At 73.2% G+C, this 15,357-nt stretch carries 16 protein-coding genes; 7 read left to right on the top strand and 9 right to left on the bottom strand.

What is annotated here, in order from left to right:
- Nucleotides 1–17: 17 nt before the first annotated feature.
- Complete coding sequence (locus IF20_RS28905) at nt 18–548, top strand: GNAT family N-acetyltransferase (RefSeq protein WP_052868310.1); 531 nt, start codon at nt 18–20, stop codon at nt 546–548.
- Here the strand turns inward: IF20_RS28905 and IF20_RS28900 are convergent.
- Complete coding sequence (locus IF20_RS28900) at nt 523–1,176, bottom strand: class I SAM-dependent methyltransferase (RefSeq protein WP_052868309.1); 654 nt, start codon at nt 1,174–1,176, stop codon at nt 523–525. The genes IF20_RS28905 and IF20_RS28900 overlap by 26 nt on opposite strands.
- 233 nt (nt 1,177–1,409) lie before the next feature.
- Between IF20_RS28900 and IF20_RS28895 the strand changes: the two genes are divergently transcribed.
- Nucleotides 1,410–2,474: an aminotransferase class V-fold PLP-dependent enzyme gene (locus IF20_RS28895; RefSeq protein ID WP_052868308.1), complete on the top strand. Its 1,065-nt coding sequence runs from the start codon at nt 1,410–1,412 to the stop codon at nt 2,472–2,474.
- A gap of 80 nt (nt 2,475–2,554) precedes the next feature.
- Nucleotides 2,555–3,622 carry an alkene reductase gene (locus tag IF20_RS28890; protein WP_052868307.1) on the top strand — a complete coding sequence of 356 codons (1,068 nt, stop codon included), beginning with the start codon at nt 2,555–2,557 and terminating at the stop codon, nt 3,620–3,622.
- Nucleotides 3,623–3,754: 132 nt separating this feature from the next.
- On the opposite strand, the gene IF20_RS28885 is transcribed toward IF20_RS28890, so the two are convergent.
- Nucleotides 3,755–5,062, bottom strand: a complete 1,308-nt coding sequence (locus IF20_RS28885; protein WP_052868306.1) for an alpha/beta fold hydrolase — start codon at nt 5,060–5,062, stop codon at nt 3,755–3,757.
- Between the two features lie 139 nt (nt 5,063–5,201).
- Here IF20_RS28885 and IF20_RS28880 point away from each other — a divergent pair, with 139 nt between their 5' ends.
- Both IF20_RS28880 and IF20_RS28875 read left to right on the top strand, forming a co-directional pair.
- The gene (locus IF20_RS28880; protein WP_052868305.1) at nt 5,202–5,768 is read left to right on the top strand and encodes a sigma factor-like helix-turn-helix DNA-binding protein; all 567 of its coding nucleotides are present in this window, start codon (nt 5,202–5,204) and stop codon (nt 5,766–5,768) included.
- Nucleotides 5,768–6,826 (top strand): maleylpyruvate isomerase family mycothiol-dependent enzyme, encoded by a 1,059-nt coding sequence (locus tag IF20_RS28875; RefSeq protein WP_052868304.1) that lies wholly within the window; start codon nt 5,768–5,770, stop codon nt 6,824–6,826. The genes IF20_RS28880 and IF20_RS28875 overlap by 1 nt, the downstream gene beginning before the upstream one ends.
- Nucleotides 6,827–6,911: 85 nt before the next feature.
- Here the strand turns inward: IF20_RS28875 and thpD are convergent, their stop codons facing one another.
- The 4 genes from thpD to ectA form a co-directional block, all read right to left on the bottom strand.
- Nucleotides 6,912–7,811 (bottom strand): ectoine hydroxylase, encoded by a 900-nt coding sequence (gene thpD, locus IF20_RS28870; protein WP_052868303.1) that lies wholly within the window; start codon nt 7,809–7,811, stop codon nt 6,912–6,914.
- A 75-nt stretch (nt 7,812–7,886) separates the two neighbouring features.
- Complete coding sequence (locus tag IF20_RS28865) at nt 7,887–8,291, bottom strand: ectoine synthase (protein WP_052868302.1); 405 nt, start codon at nt 8,289–8,291, stop codon at nt 7,887–7,889.
- A gap of 83 nt (nt 8,292–8,374) precedes the next feature.
- A complete protein-coding gene (gene ectB, locus IF20_RS28860; protein WP_052868301.1) occupies nt 8,375–9,643 on the bottom strand; it encodes a diaminobutyrate--2-oxoglutarate transaminase in 1,269 nt (422 codons plus the stop codon).
- Nucleotides 9,644–9,698: 55 nt separating this feature from the next.
- Nucleotides 9,699–10,265: a diaminobutyrate acetyltransferase gene (ectA, locus tag IF20_RS28855; protein ID WP_110944630.1), complete on the bottom strand. Its 567-nt coding sequence runs from the start codon at nt 10,263–10,265 to the stop codon at nt 9,699–9,701.
- A gap of 410 nt (nt 10,266–10,675) precedes the next feature.
- Here ectA and IF20_RS28850 point away from each other — a divergent pair, with 410 nt between their 5' ends.
- Nucleotides 10,676–11,767, top strand: a complete 1,092-nt coding sequence (locus IF20_RS28850) for an amidohydrolase family protein (protein ID WP_199896778.1) — start codon at nt 10,676–10,678, stop codon at nt 11,765–11,767.
- 96 nt (nt 11,768–11,863) lie between these two features.
- On the opposite strand, the gene IF20_RS28845 is transcribed toward IF20_RS28850, so the two are convergent.
- The 3 genes from IF20_RS28845 to IF20_RS28835 all read right to left on the bottom strand — a co-directional run bounded on the left by IF20_RS28845 (nt 11,864) and on the right by IF20_RS28835 (nt 14,485).
- On the bottom strand, nt 11,864–12,862 hold the full coding sequence (locus IF20_RS28845) for a bile acid:sodium symporter family protein (RefSeq protein ID WP_052868298.1): 999 nt from the start codon (nt 12,860–12,862) through the stop codon (nt 11,864–11,866).
- A gap of 106 nt (nt 12,863–12,968) precedes the next feature.
- Nucleotides 12,969–14,006, bottom strand: a complete 1,038-nt coding sequence (gene cobC / locus IF20_RS28840; RefSeq protein WP_052868297.1) for an Rv2231c family pyridoxal phosphate-dependent protein CobC — start codon at nt 14,004–14,006, stop codon at nt 12,969–12,971.
- A complete protein-coding gene (locus IF20_RS28835) occupies nt 14,003–14,485 on the bottom strand; it encodes a cobalamin biosynthesis protein (RefSeq protein ID WP_052868296.1) in 483 nt (160 codons plus the stop codon). The genes cobC and IF20_RS28835 overlap by 4 nt, the downstream gene beginning before the upstream one ends.
- 152 nt (nt 14,486–14,637) lie before the next feature.
- On the opposite strand from IF20_RS28835, the gene IF20_RS28830 reads away from it, so the two are divergent.
- Nucleotides 14,638–15,330, top strand: coding sequence for a ZIP family metal transporter (locus IF20_RS28830; protein ID WP_407702565.1), 693 nt, complete (start codon nt 14,638–14,640; stop codon nt 15,328–15,330).
- The last annotated feature ends 27 nt before the right edge of the window (nt 15,331–15,357 follow it).

Genomic DNA, 15,357 nt, shown 5'->3' with positions numbered 1-15,357 from the left:
CGGGCGGACACGACACCGTGCGGAACACCGCGAGCGGCCCGGACCTCACCGTCCGGGCCGCTGCCACGGCCGACCTCGATGCGCTGGCAGCGCTGCACTCCAGGGCCCGCGCCCAGTACTTCCGCGGGCGGCTGCCCGACACGATGCTGGACACCCCCGCCGAGCGGGCCCGCTGGCGGGAGACCTGGGAGCAGGCGCTGACCTGCCCCGGGACGGCCGTGCTGTGCGCCGACCGGTCCGGGGCGCCCGTCGGCGTCGCCGCGTACCGGCCCGGCACGGGCGCGCCCGTGACCGACGTGGAACTGAGTCAACTCCACGTCGACCCCGCCTACTGGCGCAGCGGCGTCGGCAGCGCCCTGCACGACGCCTGCGTCGCCGCGTGGCACGAGGCGGGCCACACCACCGCCCGGCTCCAGGTGTACTGGCACAACCGCCGGGCGCGGGACTTCTACGCCCGGCACGGCTGGCGGCCGGACGAGGTGCGCCGCCCGGTGCCCGACGCCACCCACCTCAGCCTGCTGCTCACGCTGACTCCCGGCGCGCGATGAGCTGCACCCGCCGTACGGAGTGACCGTGCAGCGCGCCGACGGTGACGCTGCGCTCCTCGGTCACGGCGAAGCCGTGCATCCGGAGCAGCCGCCGCAGCCGCTCCGGCTCGTGGTGCCGGACCACCGCGCCGTCCTCGGTGCGGAACACCCCGTACGCGCCGAACTCGTCCTCGTACGCGGCGTACCGGGCGCGTGCGCGCGGGTCGGTCTGCAGCGGCACGTCACTGAGGTGGAGCAGGCCGCCGGGGCGTACCAGGCGCGCCGACTCCCCGAGGACCGCCCGCTGCCCCGCGTCCTCCGGGATGCGGGTGAGCACTCCGAAGAGCAGCGCCGCCGCGAAGCGGCCGGCCTCGAAGGGCAGCGGCAGCCCGGGGCAGTGCGTCAGCCGCACCCCCGGGTGCTCGCGCCGTCCGTGCTCGACCGGCGTCCGTGACCCGTCGACGCCTTCGGCCGCGTACCCCAAGGACACCAGCGCCGCGACCCGCCGGCCGCGGCCGCAGCCGAGGTCCAGGATCCGCGCGCCGGGCGCCAGTTGTGCGCGCAGGACGGCGGGGTCGAAGGGGTGGCTGTCGGTGGTGGCGGTCCCGGCCGTCTCCCATGAGCCGAGACGTCCCTGCGGCGTCCTCATGTGCGGGACCGTACCGGGGCGCGACGGCGCGGACCGCCGAATGCACGGCACTTGCATCGGCGGGCGGGCAAGGACAGCGGAAAACCGCCCATGAATGGGTAAAAGTTATTGCTGACCCATCGGGGGAGGCGGCGCAGGGCGCCTGCTGGACGCGGTACTCCAAGCCGTCCTTGGAGCGTCCCCAAGGCGAAACGGGATGGACGGCCGGACCGCCGGCGATCACAGTGGGGGCCATGAAGCGACTGGCCGGCGCGGAGTTCGCGCCCGAGACGACGTACCTGAACACCCCGGGCAGCGGCCTGCTGCCCGCCAGGGCCATCGATGCGCTACGGGACGAGGCCGAGGCGGCCGCCTCCTACGGCACGATGGGCCGGGACTACTTCGGCCCGGCCGCCGCTGCCCGGGCCTCCTTCGCGCGGCTCGTCGGCACGACCCCCGAGCGGGTCGCCGTCGGCAGCTCGGTCGCCGTGTCCACCGCGGTGATCGCGGCCTCGCTGCCCGAGGGTGCCGAAGTGCTGCTTCCCGAGGACGACTTCAGCTCGCTGGTCAATCCCTTCACCGTCCGCGCCGGGCTGCGGGTGCGCTTCGCGCCGCTGGCGCGGCTGGCCGAGGCGGTACGACCGGGCACCGCGCTGGTCGCCTGCAGCGCGGTGCAGGCGCTGGACGGCCGGCTCGCCGACCTCGCGGCCGTCCGGGAGGCGGCCCGCGCGCACGGCGCCCGCACCCTGGTGGACATGACACAGGGCGCGGGCTGGCTGCCGCTGGACGCCGAGCAGTACGACTACGTCGTGTGCGGCGCGTACAAGTGGCTGCTGTGCCCGCGCGGCACCTCGTTCCTGGTGGTCGCCGAGGACGCGCCGCAGCCGCCCGCGTCCCACGCGGGCTGGGTGGCCGGCGCCGACCCGGGCGAGGCCAACTACGGGCCGATCGCGCACCTGGCCGAGGACGCCCGCCGGTACGACGAGCCGCACGGCCACCTCGTCCACGTCGGTGCCCAGCACTCCCTCGCGCTCCTCGAAGAGGTCGGGGTGGCCGCGGTGCATGCCCACGACACCGCGCTGGCCGAGCGGTACCGCGCCGGGCTCGCCGAGTTGGGGTACGCGCCGCTGCCCGCGTCGGGGTCGGCGATCGTCACCGTCCCGGCGCTGGCCGCCGCGCACGACGCGCTGGCCGAGGAGGGGATCCTGACCGCCGTCCGGGCGGGGAAGCTGCGGGCCGGGTTCCACCTGTACAACACGGCGGAGGACGTGGACCGGATGCTGGAGGTCGTCAAGAGGCTCGACCTGCCGAGGAGTTGACGTGGCGCGGGCGGGGCGGGAATTCCGCGGCGGTCCGGCTCGTTGGTCCCCGTGACCGCACCGCCCGTGAAAGGTAACCCTTGACCACTGCTTTCGACCCCGTCGACCTGGCCGGGCTGACGCTCGCCAACCGCCTCGTCATGGCACCGATGACGCGCAACCGCGCCACCGCCGACGGCGTCCCCACCCCGTCCATGGTCCGCTACTACACGCAGCGCGCCACGGCCGGCCTGATCATCACCGAGGCCACCCAGCCGAACGTGGTGGGCCGCGGCTACCCGCTCACCCCCGGGCTGCACACCCCCGAGCAGATCGCGGGCTGGCGCGAGGTCACCGACTCCGTGCACGCCGCGGGCGGCAAGATCTTCGCGCAGCTGTGGCACGGCGGCCGCATCGGCCACCCCGTCACGCTGCCCGACGGCCTGATACCGGTCGCGCCCTCGGCCGTCGTCGCCGACCAGCGGGTCTTCACCGACGAGGGCCTGAAGGACTGCGTCGTCCCGCGCGAGCTGACCGACGAGGAGATACGCGAGACCATCGCGGACTTCGCGGCCGCCGCGCGCAACGCCATCGAGGCCGGCTTCGACGGGGTGGAGCTGCACGGCGGCAACGGCTACCTGATCCACCAGTTCCTCTCGCCCGCGAGCAACCTGCGCACCGACGACTGGGGCGGCTCGGACGAGGCCCGCGCCCGGTTCGCCGTCGAGGTCGTCAAGGCCGTCGCCGCGGAGATCGGCGCGTACCGCACCGCCCTGCGCATCTCGCCCGGCAACCCCTTCAACGGCATGACGGCGCCCGAGCCCGAGGCCACCTACACCACGCTGGTCGAGGCGATCGCCCCGCTCGGCCTGGCCTACCTGCACGCCTGCGACGTGCGCGACACCGAGCTGCTGGCCCGGCTGCGGAAGCGCTTCGGCGGCATGTTCATGCTGAACCCCGCCACCGACGGCGCCCCCGCAGGGCCCGAGGTGCTGTCCGTGGTCGAGGACGGCGAGGCCGACCTGCTGGCGTACGGCCGGCTCTTCCTCGCCAACCCCGACCTCCCCGCGCGCCTCGCGGCCGGCGGCCCGTTCAACGAGCCCGTACGGGAGGCCTTCTACGGCGGCGACGACAGCGGCTACGTGGATTACCCCGCGCTGACCGGCTGATTACCCCGCGTTGACCGGCTGACGTCCCCGCGGGACCCCGGGCGCCCGGCCGCGCACCGCGACCGGCCGCCCGAGCCCGCGCCGGTCGTCCAGGACCCGCCCCGGTCGCCCCGGCTCCGCACCGGCCGGTCCTCAGACCTCGCCGCGCGCCATCCGCAGCAGCCGGTCCAGGACCGCGCCGTCGCCGGCGGTCAGCCCGTCGTGCTCCCACTCGTTGGTCACCCACGCCCGCAGGCCACGGATGCGCTCCGCGGTACGCAGCGAGTGCCCGGCGTCGACGTACATGTCGTCCGCGTACACCGCCGCCACGACCGGCACCTCGCACGCCGCCAGCCGCTCCACGTCGTACAGGTCGGGCCAGTCGGTGCGCTCGGCCAGCGCATGGGCGGTCTCCTTGAGCGGCCGCAGCGCCGGGTCGGTGTCGAACAGCCAGGGGAAGATCGTCTCGCCTGTGAAATGCAGCGGGCCGCCGTCCGCCAGCGCCCGGTCCACGTCGAACTGCGGGAACTCGCCGCGCACCGCCTCGGCCGCCCAGCCCGTGCCCTTCGCGTCCACCGACCGCTGGCCGTAGATCGACTCGTGCAGCACGGCGAACATCGGGGACTCGGCGAACGACAGCCGCGCCCGCACCCGCTCCAGGAACGCGTCCGACAGCTCGGGCCCGGACACCCCGGTCACCCAGGCCTCGGCCAGGAGGTCGTGCAGCGCGTACGAGCCGCTGCCGGCGCCCAGCATCATCCCGAGCCCCTGGAACGCCTCGGCGGTCAGCCGCCCGCCGCCCGGCAGCCGCACCTCCCGCTCCCGCAGGCGCGCGGCGATCCGCAGCACCGCCGCCACGTCCTGCGGGTAACGGGCGTAGTGCGCCGCGTTCTTGCGCGCGATCCGCGGATACGCCGCCCGGTAGACGTCCCGGGCGCTCACGTCCAGGCCCGGCAGGCCGCCGGTGACGAACGCCTCGCGCAGCCCTTCGGGGGCGTACGAGAGGTAGTGGACGGTACAGAAGCCGCCGAAGCTCTGGCCCAGCACGCTCCACGGCTCCTCGCCGATCAGGTGGCGGCGGAACAGCTCGGCGTCCCGGACGATCGAGTCGGCGCGGAAGTGGGCGAGGTAGTCGGCCTGTTCCCGCGGCGAGCCGCGGCGCGCGAGGGTCTGCCGGGTCGCGGGCGTGGAACGCCCCGTGCCGCGCTGGTCCAGGAACAGCACGCGATAATCGCGCAGCGCGCGGTTCAGCCAGGAGTCGCGGGCCAGTGGGCGGGGCGTCGCGAGCCCCGGGCCGCCGCGCAGGTACAGCAGCCACGGCAGCCGCTCCCGCTCCCGTCCGGCCGCCACCGCCTCCCGCGCGAACACCTCGATCCGCTCGCCGTCGGGCGCGGCATGGTCCAGCGGGACCTGTAGGACGTGATCGGTCAGAACGACCCCCGGGCGGCGGTCGACGGTCATGTGGCTCCCTCGGTTCGAGTCGCTGAGGTGTGTCCGCTTGTTCCCTGCCGGGACGGCGCCACGTCAGGCTAGCCTCCGGTGCGCGCCGGGCAATTCGGCCGGGCGGACGGCTACCGCGCGGCGGCGCGGACGGCTAGGAATGGCAGCACGACCTCACGAGGTGGTGCCGGTGGACCGGAGAGCTGCAAGCCCATCAACTCCGCCGCGCGACGAGGACCTGCACCGGCGACTGGTGTACGGCGACGAGTCCGCCCTCGGCGAGGCGTACGACGCCTTCGGCGGGCTGGCGCACGCCGTGGCCCACCGCGTCACGCGCAGCACGCACACCGCGGAGGAGGTCGTCCAGGAGGTCCTCACCCACCTGTGGGCCCGCCCCTACGCGTTCGACCCGGCACGCGGCTCGCTGCGGGCCTGGCTCAGCATGCAGGCCCACCGGCGGGCCGTGGACCGGATGTCCGAGGCGGCGGGGTGCGGCACCCTGCCGGCCGGCACGGCGCTGCTGCCGCACGCCGCGCTCGCCGAACTCCCGCCGGCCCAGCGGCAGGTGCTCCACCTCGCCTACTTCGCCGGGCGCACCTACCGCCAGGCCGCGGTGGAACTGGGCATTCCCGAAGGCACTGCCAAGACCAGGCTCCGCGTCGCGCTGCGCAGCCTCGCCGACCGGCTGGCCGACCCGCCGGATCCGGCCGTCGAGAAGGGCATGTGATGGGCTGGGACCCCGCGGAGGAGCACCCCGAGATCGCCGAGCTGCTCGCCGCCTGGGCGCTGGACGCGGTGATGTCCGGGGACGCGGAACGCATCCGTGCGCACGTCGAGGACTGCGCGGACTGCGCGGAGGAACTGGGGCGGCTGCGGGAGGCGGTGCACCGGCTGGACGGGCCGCCCGCCGCGCCGGCCAAGGGCGCCCGCCGGGGTGCGGACAAGGTCGGCCGGGGGCGGCTGATGGCGGCGGCCCGGGCGGCGCGCACCGGGCACGACGCGCCGGCCGCGCACGCGGCGCCGTACGCCGCCGCGGTCGCGAGCCTGGAGGCGCTGCTGCGCGAGCTGGACGGTACGCCTGCGCGCTGGGGCACGCCGGTGGTGCACGACTGGGACGTCCAGGGCACGGTCGCGCACCTCGTCGCGGCGGACGAGCCGCTGGCCGAGCGGCTGGGGATGCTGCCGGTGACGCGGGCCGAGGCGGGCGGCACCGGGGACGCGGCGCCCTGGGAGGTGCGCTGGGCGGCCCGTACGGAAGAGGTGGTGGCGTACGAGCACACCCGGCCGCCGACCGAGACCGCCGAGGCGTGGCGGACCCAGGCGCACGGCCTGCTGGACCTGCCGGAGGCCAGGGCGGAGGAGCCGGCGTCCCTGCCCACCGCGCTGATGGGCAAGCGGCTGCCGGTCGCCGACCACTACGTGATCCGGGCGTTCGAGACCTGGATCCACACCCGGGACATCGGGCGGGCGCTGGGGCTGACCGTGCCCTCGCCGCCGTCCGTGCACCTGCAGCGGCTGGTGGTGCTCGCGGTGCGGATCGTGGACCTGGCGCTGGGGGACGGTACCCGGCCCGTGCTGCTGGGGGTGGAGGGTGCGGCGGGCGGCGACTGGGTGCTGGGCCCGGCCGCCGAGCCGGTCGCCGCCGAACTGGTGCTGGACGCGGTCGACCTCTGCCTGCTGGTGGGCGGCCGGCTCACCCCGCAGGAGGTGAGCCGGGGCCAGGCAGGCGACGCGGCCGCCGCTCAGCACGTGCTGGCGACGGCCGCGTCACTGGCCTGGTTGTGAGCCGGGGACCCCTGGCGGGGCCAAGACCCCCCGGCCCGGAACCGGGCTCCTGCTCACGAGGGAGCGGACACCACGGACTCGCGCGTCACTTGACCGGGGTGAAGTCCCGGGCACCGATGTACTCCGGGCGCCGTACCGGGGCCGCGAAGGGCTCCACGGCGGCGTTCTCCACGCTGTTGAACACGATGAAGACGTTGCTGCGCGGGTACGGCGTGATGTTGTCGCCGGAACCGTGCATGCAGTTGCAGTCGAACCAGGTCGCCGAGCCGGCCTTGCCGGTGAACAGCTTGATGCCGTACTGGTCGGCCAGCTTGGTCAGCGCCTCGTCCGAGGGCGTGCCCGCGTCCTGCATCTGCAGCGACTTCTTGTAGTTGTCCACGGGCGTCTCGCCCGAGCACCCCAGGAAGAACTTGTGCGACCCCGGCATGATCATGAGACCGCCGTTGGTGTCGTAGTTCTCGGTCAGCGCGATCGAGACGGACACCGTCCGCATGTTCGGCAGGCCGTCCTCGGCGTGCCAGGTCTCGAAGTCCGAGTGCCAGTAGAACCCGGACGCACCGAATCCCGGCTTGACGTTGATCCGCGACTGGTGGACGTAGACGTCGGAGCCGAGGATCTGACGGGCGCGTCCCACTACGCGCGGGTCGGAGACCAGCTTGGCGAACACCTCGCTGATCTTGTGCACCTCGAACACGGACCGGACCTTGTCCGACTTCGCCTCGACGATCGAGCGCGGGTCGGCCTTGACCTCCGGGTCATGGGTGAGCCGGTCCAGTTCGGCGCGGTACACCGCGACCTCGTCCGCCGTGATGAGTTCCTCTTGGGCGAAGAAGCCGTCGCGTTCGAAGTCGCTCAGCTCGGACGGCTGGAAAGGGCCTGCCGTGCCGGGCTGCGACCACACCACCGGGTCCTGCCGCGGGGTGATCACCTCGGTGGCCCCACGGGTCGGGTACAGGTCGGCGGTGCGCTCGGGTGCGGTGGTCATGGTGTTGCCTTCCTCTCCTCTCGTACGTGCCTTCCTCAACTGCCGGACGGGGCAGCGGGCCTGATTCCAGCGGCGTCAGCTCGTCTCGGGCTCGGTGAGCAGCGGGTACACGCCGTTCTCGTCGTGGTCCTCGCGACCGGTGACCGGCGGGTTGAAGACACACACGCAACGGAAGTCCGTCTTCGGCCGCAGGGTGTGCTTCTCGTGGCCGTTGAGCAGGTACATCGTGCCGGGCTCGATCCAGTGCTTCTCCCCGGTCTCCCGGTTCTCCAGCTCCGCCTCGCCCTCTACGCACAGTACGGCCTCGATGTGGTTCGCGTACCACATGTCGGTCTCGGTGCCCGCGTAAAGGATGGTCTCGTGCAGCGAGAAACCGACGCGCTCCTTGGCGAGCACGATGCGCTTGCTCTCCCAGGTCCCCGAAGCGGACTTGACGTGGCGGTCGGTGCCTTCGATGTCCTTGAACGAGCGAACGATCACGTGGTTGTGCCTTTCTGTTCTGCGGGTGGTGAGGTCCGAACGGAGGGGCCGGCCGGATGGCCGACCCCTCCGAAGAGCGTCCGTCAGACGCTGTCGCGGACCGCGCGGGCGAGGATGCGCAGACCCTCGTCCAGTTCCTCGGGGGTGGTGGTGAGCGCCGGAAGCAGCTTCACGACCTCGCTCTCCGGCCCCGAAGTCTCGATGAGCAGACCCAGTTCGAAGGCCCGCTTGGAGATCTTGTTCGCGAGACTCTTGTCCTCGAACTCCATCCCCCAGACCATGCCGCGGCCGCGGTAGTCCACGCCGGCCCGCGGGTGCTCCTCGGCGATGGCTCGCAGGTGCGACTCGATGATCTCACCGCGGGCGATGGTCTGCTTCTCCATCTGACCGTCGGCCCAGTACGTGTCCAGGGTCGCGGCGGCCGTGACGAAGGCCGGGTTGTTGCCACGGAAGGTGCCGTTGTGCTCGCCCGGCTCCCAGATGTCCAGCTCCGGCTTGAACATCGTGAGCGCCAGCGGCAGGCCGTAGCCGCTGATGGACTTGGAGACGGTGACGATGTCCGGCACGATGCCCGCCTCCTCGAAGGAGAAGAAGGCACCCGTTCGGCCGCAGCCCATCTGGATGTCGTCGACGATGAGCAGCATGTCGCGGCGCTGGCACAGGTCGGCGAGCGCGCGCAGCCACTCGGGCCGGGCGACGTTGATGCCGCCCTCGCCCTGGACCGTCTCGACGATCACGGCGGCGGGGGTGTTCAGGCCGGAGCCCTGGTCCTCCAGCAGCCGCTCGAACCAGAGGAAGTCCGGGTAGCGGCCGTCGAGGTAGTGGTCGAACGGCATCGGGGTGCCGTGGACCAGCGGGATGCCGGCGCCGGCGCGCTTGAAGGCGTTGCCGGTGACGGCGAGCGAGCCGAGCGACATGCCGTGGAAGGCGTTGGTGAAGGACACGATCGACTCGCGGCCCTTGACCTTGCGGGCCAGCTTCAGCGCGGCCTCGACCGCGTTGGTGCCCGTCGGGCCCGGGAACATGACCTTGTACGGCAGGTCACGCGGGCGCAGGATGACGTTCTGGAAGGACTCCAGGAACGCCCGCTTGGCCGTGGTGGACATGTCCAGGCCGTGGGTGATGCCGTCGCGCTCGATGTAGTCGATCAGCGCGCGTTTCAGCACCGGGTTGTTGTGGCCGTAGTTCAGCGACCCGGCACCGGCGAAGAAGTCGAGGTACGCGTGGCCGTCCTCGTCGTAGAGACGGCTGCCCTGGGCCCGGTCGAAGACGGTGGGCCAGCCGCGGCAGTAGCTCCGCACCTCGGATTCGACGGTCTCGAAGACGCTCAGGTCCGGCTGGGTGATGGTCACAGCATGCTCCTGGGAGATGTGGGGTGTGACGGAGAGGGGAAGTCTTGGGGTGGGCTCAGCGCTGCGACGGTGCAGGAGGAGCGAAGGGACCGATGCGGTGCAGGACCTCCGGCTCGTGTCCCTCTTCGGGGAACACACCGGCGTCGAAGAGGACGTCGCGCTCCACGGAGGCGTGGTGGCGCTCGGCGAAGGCGGCGAAGAGCCGGTTCGACGCGGTGTTGTCCGGTGAGATCGTGGTCTCGAGGCGAGTGACACCCTGCTCCTGCGCGACACGGCCGGCCAGGCCGTCCAGGAGAGCTGCTGCCAGTCCGCGGCCCCGGTGCGCGTCGTCGACGGCGACCTGCCAGACGACGAGGGTCTCGGGGCGGGCGGGCCGGATGTAGCCGGTGATGAAGGCGGCCGGCTCGCCCTCCGTGTCGCGGGCGACGACGGAGGTGGCGGCGAAGTCACGACACCACAGCAGGTAGCTGTAGGACGAGTTGAGGTCCAGCGTCCGGGAGTCCCGGGCTATGCGCCAGATGGCCGCCCCGTCCTCCACTCGCGGGGCATCGAGCTTGAAGCCCTCCGGCATTTCTCTGAATTCGCTTCGGGCACGTGCAAGGTCTGCTTGTGCGGCGGTCATGGGAATTAAATTTACCGAGGGAAATTGGAAAATGCATCGCGGGTTGGGGTTACGGAGACGGGGGGTTCTGTGTTATCGCGCGGGGGCGCACGGGCGCACGAATGACCTCTGGGATGTCTTGGTTTGCCCGGAAAATACTGGGCAAATCACCCCGCTTGTGTGGTCGGTCACATGTGCGTAACGACCGCGAGATCCGTCCGAATTACGGGCCTTGCCGGTCACCCGAATCGACGCGTTTGAGCTGCGGAAAAGCGGGCAGAAGAATACGGGAAGCTGCGCACCCGAAGAATTGGAAATTCTTCGGTAACAGGTGTACAGCAAGGAAAGCCCGGAGCGCCATGGGGTTTCCGTGATTCTTCCGCCGGGACCGCCCCGTCCAGGCCGCGGCGCCCGGCTCGTACAGTGCGTGCATGACCGATAGCGCCGTGCTGCACATCAAGGGGAGGGTCCTGGCCGGGCCCGACGACGTACGTGAGGATCTGTGGGTCGTCGGCGGACGCGTCACGTTCACCCGACCGGCCGAATCGCGGGAGATCACCACCGTCGAGGGCTGGGCGCTGCCGGGCCTGGTCGACGCCCACTGCCACGTGGGCCTGGACGCGCACGGCGCGGTCGACGAGGCGACCAGCGAGAAGCAGGCGCTCACCGACCGGGAGGCGGGCACGCTGCTCATCCGGGACGCCGGCTCGCCCGCGGACACCCGCTGGATCGACGACCGCGAGGACCTGCCGCGGATCATCCGCGCCGGGCGGCACATCGCGCGCACCCGTCGCTACATCCGCAACTACGCGCACGAGATCGAGCCCGAGGACCTGGTGGCGTACGTCGCCCAGGAAGCGCGGCGGGGCGACGGCTGGGTCAAGCTCGTCGGCGACTGGATCGACCGCGAGACCGGCGACCTGTCGTCCTGCTGGCCGCCCGGCGCGGTGGCGGCCGCGATCGCCGAGGCGCACCGCCTCGGGGCACGCGTCACGGCCCACTGCTTCGCCGAGGAGTCCCTCGCGCCCCTCGTGGAGGCCGGCATCGACTGCATCGAGCACGCGACGGGCCTCACCGAGGAGACCATTCCGCTCTTCGCCGAGCGCGGCGTCGCGATCGTGCCGACCCTGGTGAACATCGCGACCTTCCCGCAGCTGGCGGCCGGCGGCGAGAAGAAGTACCCGCGCTGGGCCGACCACATGCGGCGGCTGCACGAGCGTCGTTACGACACCGTACGGGCGGCGTACGACGCCGGGGTGCCGGTGTACGTCGGTACGGACGCGGGCGGGGCGCTCGCGCACGGTCTCGTCGCCCAGGAGGTGGGAGAGCTGGTCAAGGCCGGTATCCCGGCTCTGGACGCGGTGTCGGCTGCCGCCTGGGGTGCGCGGGAGTGGCTGGGCCGTCCCGGGCTCACCGAGGGTGCCTCTGCCGACCTGGTGGTGTACGAGGCCGATCCGCGGGCGGACGTACGGGTTCTCGGTACGCCGCGGCGGGTGATTCTGCGGGGGCGGGTGGTGAGCTGACGCCTGCGGTGCGGGGGCGCTCGATGGGCGGCTGCGGGCCGGTGGCCGGTACCGGGCCGTCCGCAAACGCCGGACGGGCTGGAGGGGGACGCGCGCTTACGCGCCGTCCCTCCGGGCGCCGCGGGCCATCCAGGCCGCGACCACCGCGCCGGAGATGTTGTGCCAGACCGAGAACACCGCTGCCGGGAGCGCGGCGGCGGGGCTGAAGTGGGCCGTGGCCAGGGACGCCGCCAGGCCGGAGTTCTGCATGCCGACCTCGAAGGCCATCGCGCGGCTCGCCGGGCGGCCCAGCCGGGCCAGCGAGCCGGCCCCGTAGCCGAGCGCCAGGCCCAGCCCGTTGTGCAGCACCACGGCCAGCAGCACCAGCGCCGCCGCGTCCTTGATCTGCGCCGCGCTGCCCGCGACCACGACCAGCACGATCACCGCGATGGTCAGCGCCGACAGCCAGGGCAGCGCGCGCAGCAGCCGGGCGATGAAGCGGCCGGCGACCAGCCGCACCAGCAGGCCCGCGAAGACCGGCAGCAGGACGGTCTTGAGGATGTCGGTCACCATCACCCCGGCGTCCACATGCATGAACTGGCCGGCGAGCAGGTACGTCAGCGGCGGCGTCACGAACGGCGCGACCACGGTGGAGACGGTGGCCACCGACACCGACAGGGCCACGTCGCCGCGTGCCAGGAACGTCACGACGTTGGAGGCCGTGCCGCTCGGGGCGCAGCCCACCAGGATCACGCCGGCCGCCAGCGCGGGCGGCAGGTCCAGCACGGTGGCCACCAGCCAGCCCAGTCCTGGCATGATCACGTAGTGCGCCACCAGGCCCAGCCCGACCGCCCACGGCCGCTTGGCGACCGCGGCGAAGTCCGGGACGGTGAGCGTGAGGCCCATGGAGAACATCACGACGCCCAGCAGCCACGGCACGGCCGGGGCCCAGCCGGTGAAGTGCGCAGGCCGGAACAGGCCGATCAGCCCGGCCACGATCACGAGCAGCGGAAAGAGGGTGACGGCGCGCCGCGCGGCGCGGTCGGACGCGGGGAGGTCGTCGCCGGCCGGATGAGGGGCCGCCGCTGGCTTCTGGTTCGTCTGCTCGTTCGTCACGGCCGCACCTTACGGCGACCTTACGTGTAACGAGCAACGGGGTTCCGGATGGTGGACAGCCCTCGGACCGCCTTCGATCGGCCCTCGGACCGCCTTCGGTCGGCGCTCAGACCGCCTTCGCCAGGGCTGTCACGAACCGGTCGGTGGTGTCCCGGTCCCGCACCGCCAGCCGCAGCCAGTCGGTCCCGAGGCCGGGGAACGTGTCGCCGCGCCGGGCCGCGAAGCCCAGCTGCCGCAGCCGCTCCCGTACGCCTGCCGCGTCCGGCAGCCGGATCAGTACGAACGGCCCGGCGGCCGGCTCCGCCACGGTGACGGCCGGGAACTCGGCCAGCCGCGCGATCAGGTACGCGCGGTCGGCGGCGATGTCCGCGGCCGCCGCCTCGGCCTCCGCGAGCGCCTCCGGCCCGCAGCACGCCTCAGCGGCGGTGAGCGCGGGCGAGGAGACCGGCCACAGGGGCTGGGCCCGCTCCAGCGCGGCGACGACCTCCGGCTCGGCCAGCACGTAACCGACCCGCAGCCCGGCCAGCCCCCAGGTCTTGGTCAGGCTGCGCAGCACCACCAGGCCCGGCAGGTCCGTACGGGAGGCCAGCGACTCCGCCTCGCCCGGCACCGCGTCCATGAACGCCTCGTCGACCACCAGCGTGCGGCCCGGCCGCGCCAGCGCCGCCACGGCCTCGGCGGGGTGCAGCACGGACGTGGGGTTGGTCGGGTTGCCGAGCACCACCAGGTCCGCGTCGTCCGGTACCGCCTCCGGAGTCAGCCGGAAGCCGTCCCCCTCGGGCAGCAGCACGCGCTGCACCTCGTGCCCGGCGTCCCGCAGGGCCGCCTCCGGCTCGGTGAACTGGGGATGCACCACGACCGGCCGCGCGGCGCCCACGGCCCGCGCGAGCAGCACGAACGCCTCGGCGGCGCCGGCCGTCAGCAGCACCCGGGACACCGGCAGCCCGTGCCGCGCCGCGACCGCTGCGCGCGCCGCCGTGCCGTCCGGGTACGCGGCCAGCCCGTCCAGCGACGCGGCGATCCGGGCCTTGAGCCAGGCCGGCGGGGTGCCCGTACGGACGTTGACGGCCAGGTCGGTCAGGCCGGCCGCGGCGCCGCGTACCTCGGCGTCCCCGTGGTGGCGAAGGTCGGGCAGGGGGGTCACGGCATCTCCTCGTGCGTGCGTACGGTCTTTTGCGTGCCGCTGTCGTGGGGCGCGGCGCGGCGGGCGACCGCACAGGTGGCCCGGGCCGTGCCGCCGCCCGCGGGCGCGGCGGTCCGCTTCGGGACGGCCAGTGTGCCGTCGGGGCCGGCCGCGGCCAGCGCGGCGGCCTCGGCGACGGAGGGCGTCCCGGTGGCGGCCAGCACCGTGCCCGAGGGATGCGGCACCGGCACGGTGGCCAGCAGGGCGGGCGGGTACGCCAGCAGCTCCACCCCAAGCAGTGCAGCGGCGGCCCGCAGCCCCGGCTCCCGGGCCCTGGCGTCCACGGTGGCCAGCGCGCCCACCGCGGCGAGCGGCAGCGCGGACTCCGCGAGTACGGCCCTGACCAGCGCCGTCAGCTCCTCCGCCGGTATTCCGGGCCGTGCGCCGACCCCCACCACCAGGTCCCGCCGCGGCCCGTGCACACCACGCTCAGCAGGCACGGCGGGTCCTTTCAGGGGGAGGGAGCCGGACATGCGGGACCGGCCGGGGATCAGTAAGCAGGTGACACGGGTACCGGCAGCGGTACCGGTCCGCAACCGTCGGCGAGAGGGGCGGCACAGTGCCTGTGGTCATCGCGGTCGGCGCGTTCCTGATGACCCTCATCGGGGGCTGGGTCGCCCACCGGGTCACCGACCGCCGCCACCTCGTCCTCGGCCTCGCCGGCGGCCTGATGCTCGGCGTCGTCGGCCTCGACCTGCTGCCGGAGGCCCTGGAGGCGGCCGGTGTGCAGCTCCTCGGGGTGCCCGCCGCGCTGCTCTGCTTCGTGCTCGGCTTCCTCGCCGCGCACGCCGCCGAACGCCTGCTGGCCGTACGGAAAGCCGCGCACGGCATGGACCCGGAGGAACGCGTCCCGCAGGTAGGGCTGACGGCCGCCGCCGCGATGGTCGTGCACAGCCTGATGGACGGCTTCGCGATCGGCGCGGCCTACCAGGTGGGCAGCGACATGGCGGTGGCCGTGGCACTCGCCGTGATCGCCCACGACTTCGCCGACGGCTTCAACACGTACACCATCGCCAGCCTCTACGGGAACGCCCGGCGCAAGGCGCTGCTGCTGCTCTCCGCGGACGCGCTGGCCCCCCTCGTGGGCGCGGCGGCCACGCTCCTGGTCACCCTGCCGGAGCAACCCCTCGGGTTCTACCTCGGTTTCTTCGGCGGCGTCCTGCTCTACCTCGCGACCTCCGACATCCTGCCCGAGGCCCACCACGACCACCCGGCCCTGTCGACGCTGGCCTGCACGGTCGCGGGCGTGGGCTTCATGTGGCTGGTGGTCGGCGTATCGGGCTGAGGCCCGGCAGCCGGACGCCGCGGCGGT

The sequence above is a fragment of the Streptomyces niger genome (assembly GCF_000718305.1).
Classification (GTDB): Bacteria; Actinomycetota; Actinomycetes; order Streptomycetales; family Streptomycetaceae; genus Streptomyces; species Streptomyces niger.
This window is presented reverse-complemented; position numbering and strand designations above follow the sequence as displayed.

Bases quoted from the DNA above. Each gene is read 5' to 3' on its own strand.
- thpD (WP_052868303.1), bottom strand. From the start codon at position 7,811: ATGACCACCGCACCCGAGCGCACCGCCGACCTGTACCCGACCCGTGGG.
- IF20_RS28900 (WP_052868309.1), bottom strand. From the start codon at position 1,176: ATGAGGACGCCGCAGGGACGTCTCGGCTCATGGGAGACGGCCGGGACC.
- IF20_RS28850 (WP_199896778.1), top strand. From the start codon at position 10,676: ATGACCGATAGCGCCGTGCTGCACATCAAGGGGAGGGTCCTGGCCGGG.
- IF20_RS28875 (WP_052868304.1), top strand. From the start codon at position 5,768: ATGGGCTGGGACCCCGCGGAGGAGCACCCCGAGATCGCCGAGCTGCTC.
- IF20_RS28895 (WP_052868308.1), top strand. From the start codon at position 1,410: ATGAAGCGACTGGCCGGCGCGGAGTTCGCGCCCGAGACGACGTACCTG.
- IF20_RS28830 (WP_407702565.1), top strand. From the start codon at position 14,638: ATGACCCTCATCGGGGGCTGGGTCGCCCACCGGGTCACCGACCGCCGC.
- IF20_RS28880 (WP_052868305.1), top strand. From the start codon at position 5,202: ATGGCAGCACGACCTCACGAGGTGGTGCCGGTGGACCGGAGAGCTGCA.
- ectA (WP_110944630.1), bottom strand. From the start codon at position 10,265: ATGACCGCCGCACAAGCAGACCTTGCACGTGCCCGAAGCGAATTCAGA.
- IF20_RS28885 (WP_052868306.1), bottom strand. From the start codon at position 5,062: ATGACCGTCGACCGCCGCCCGGGGGTCGTTCTGACCGATCACGTCCTA.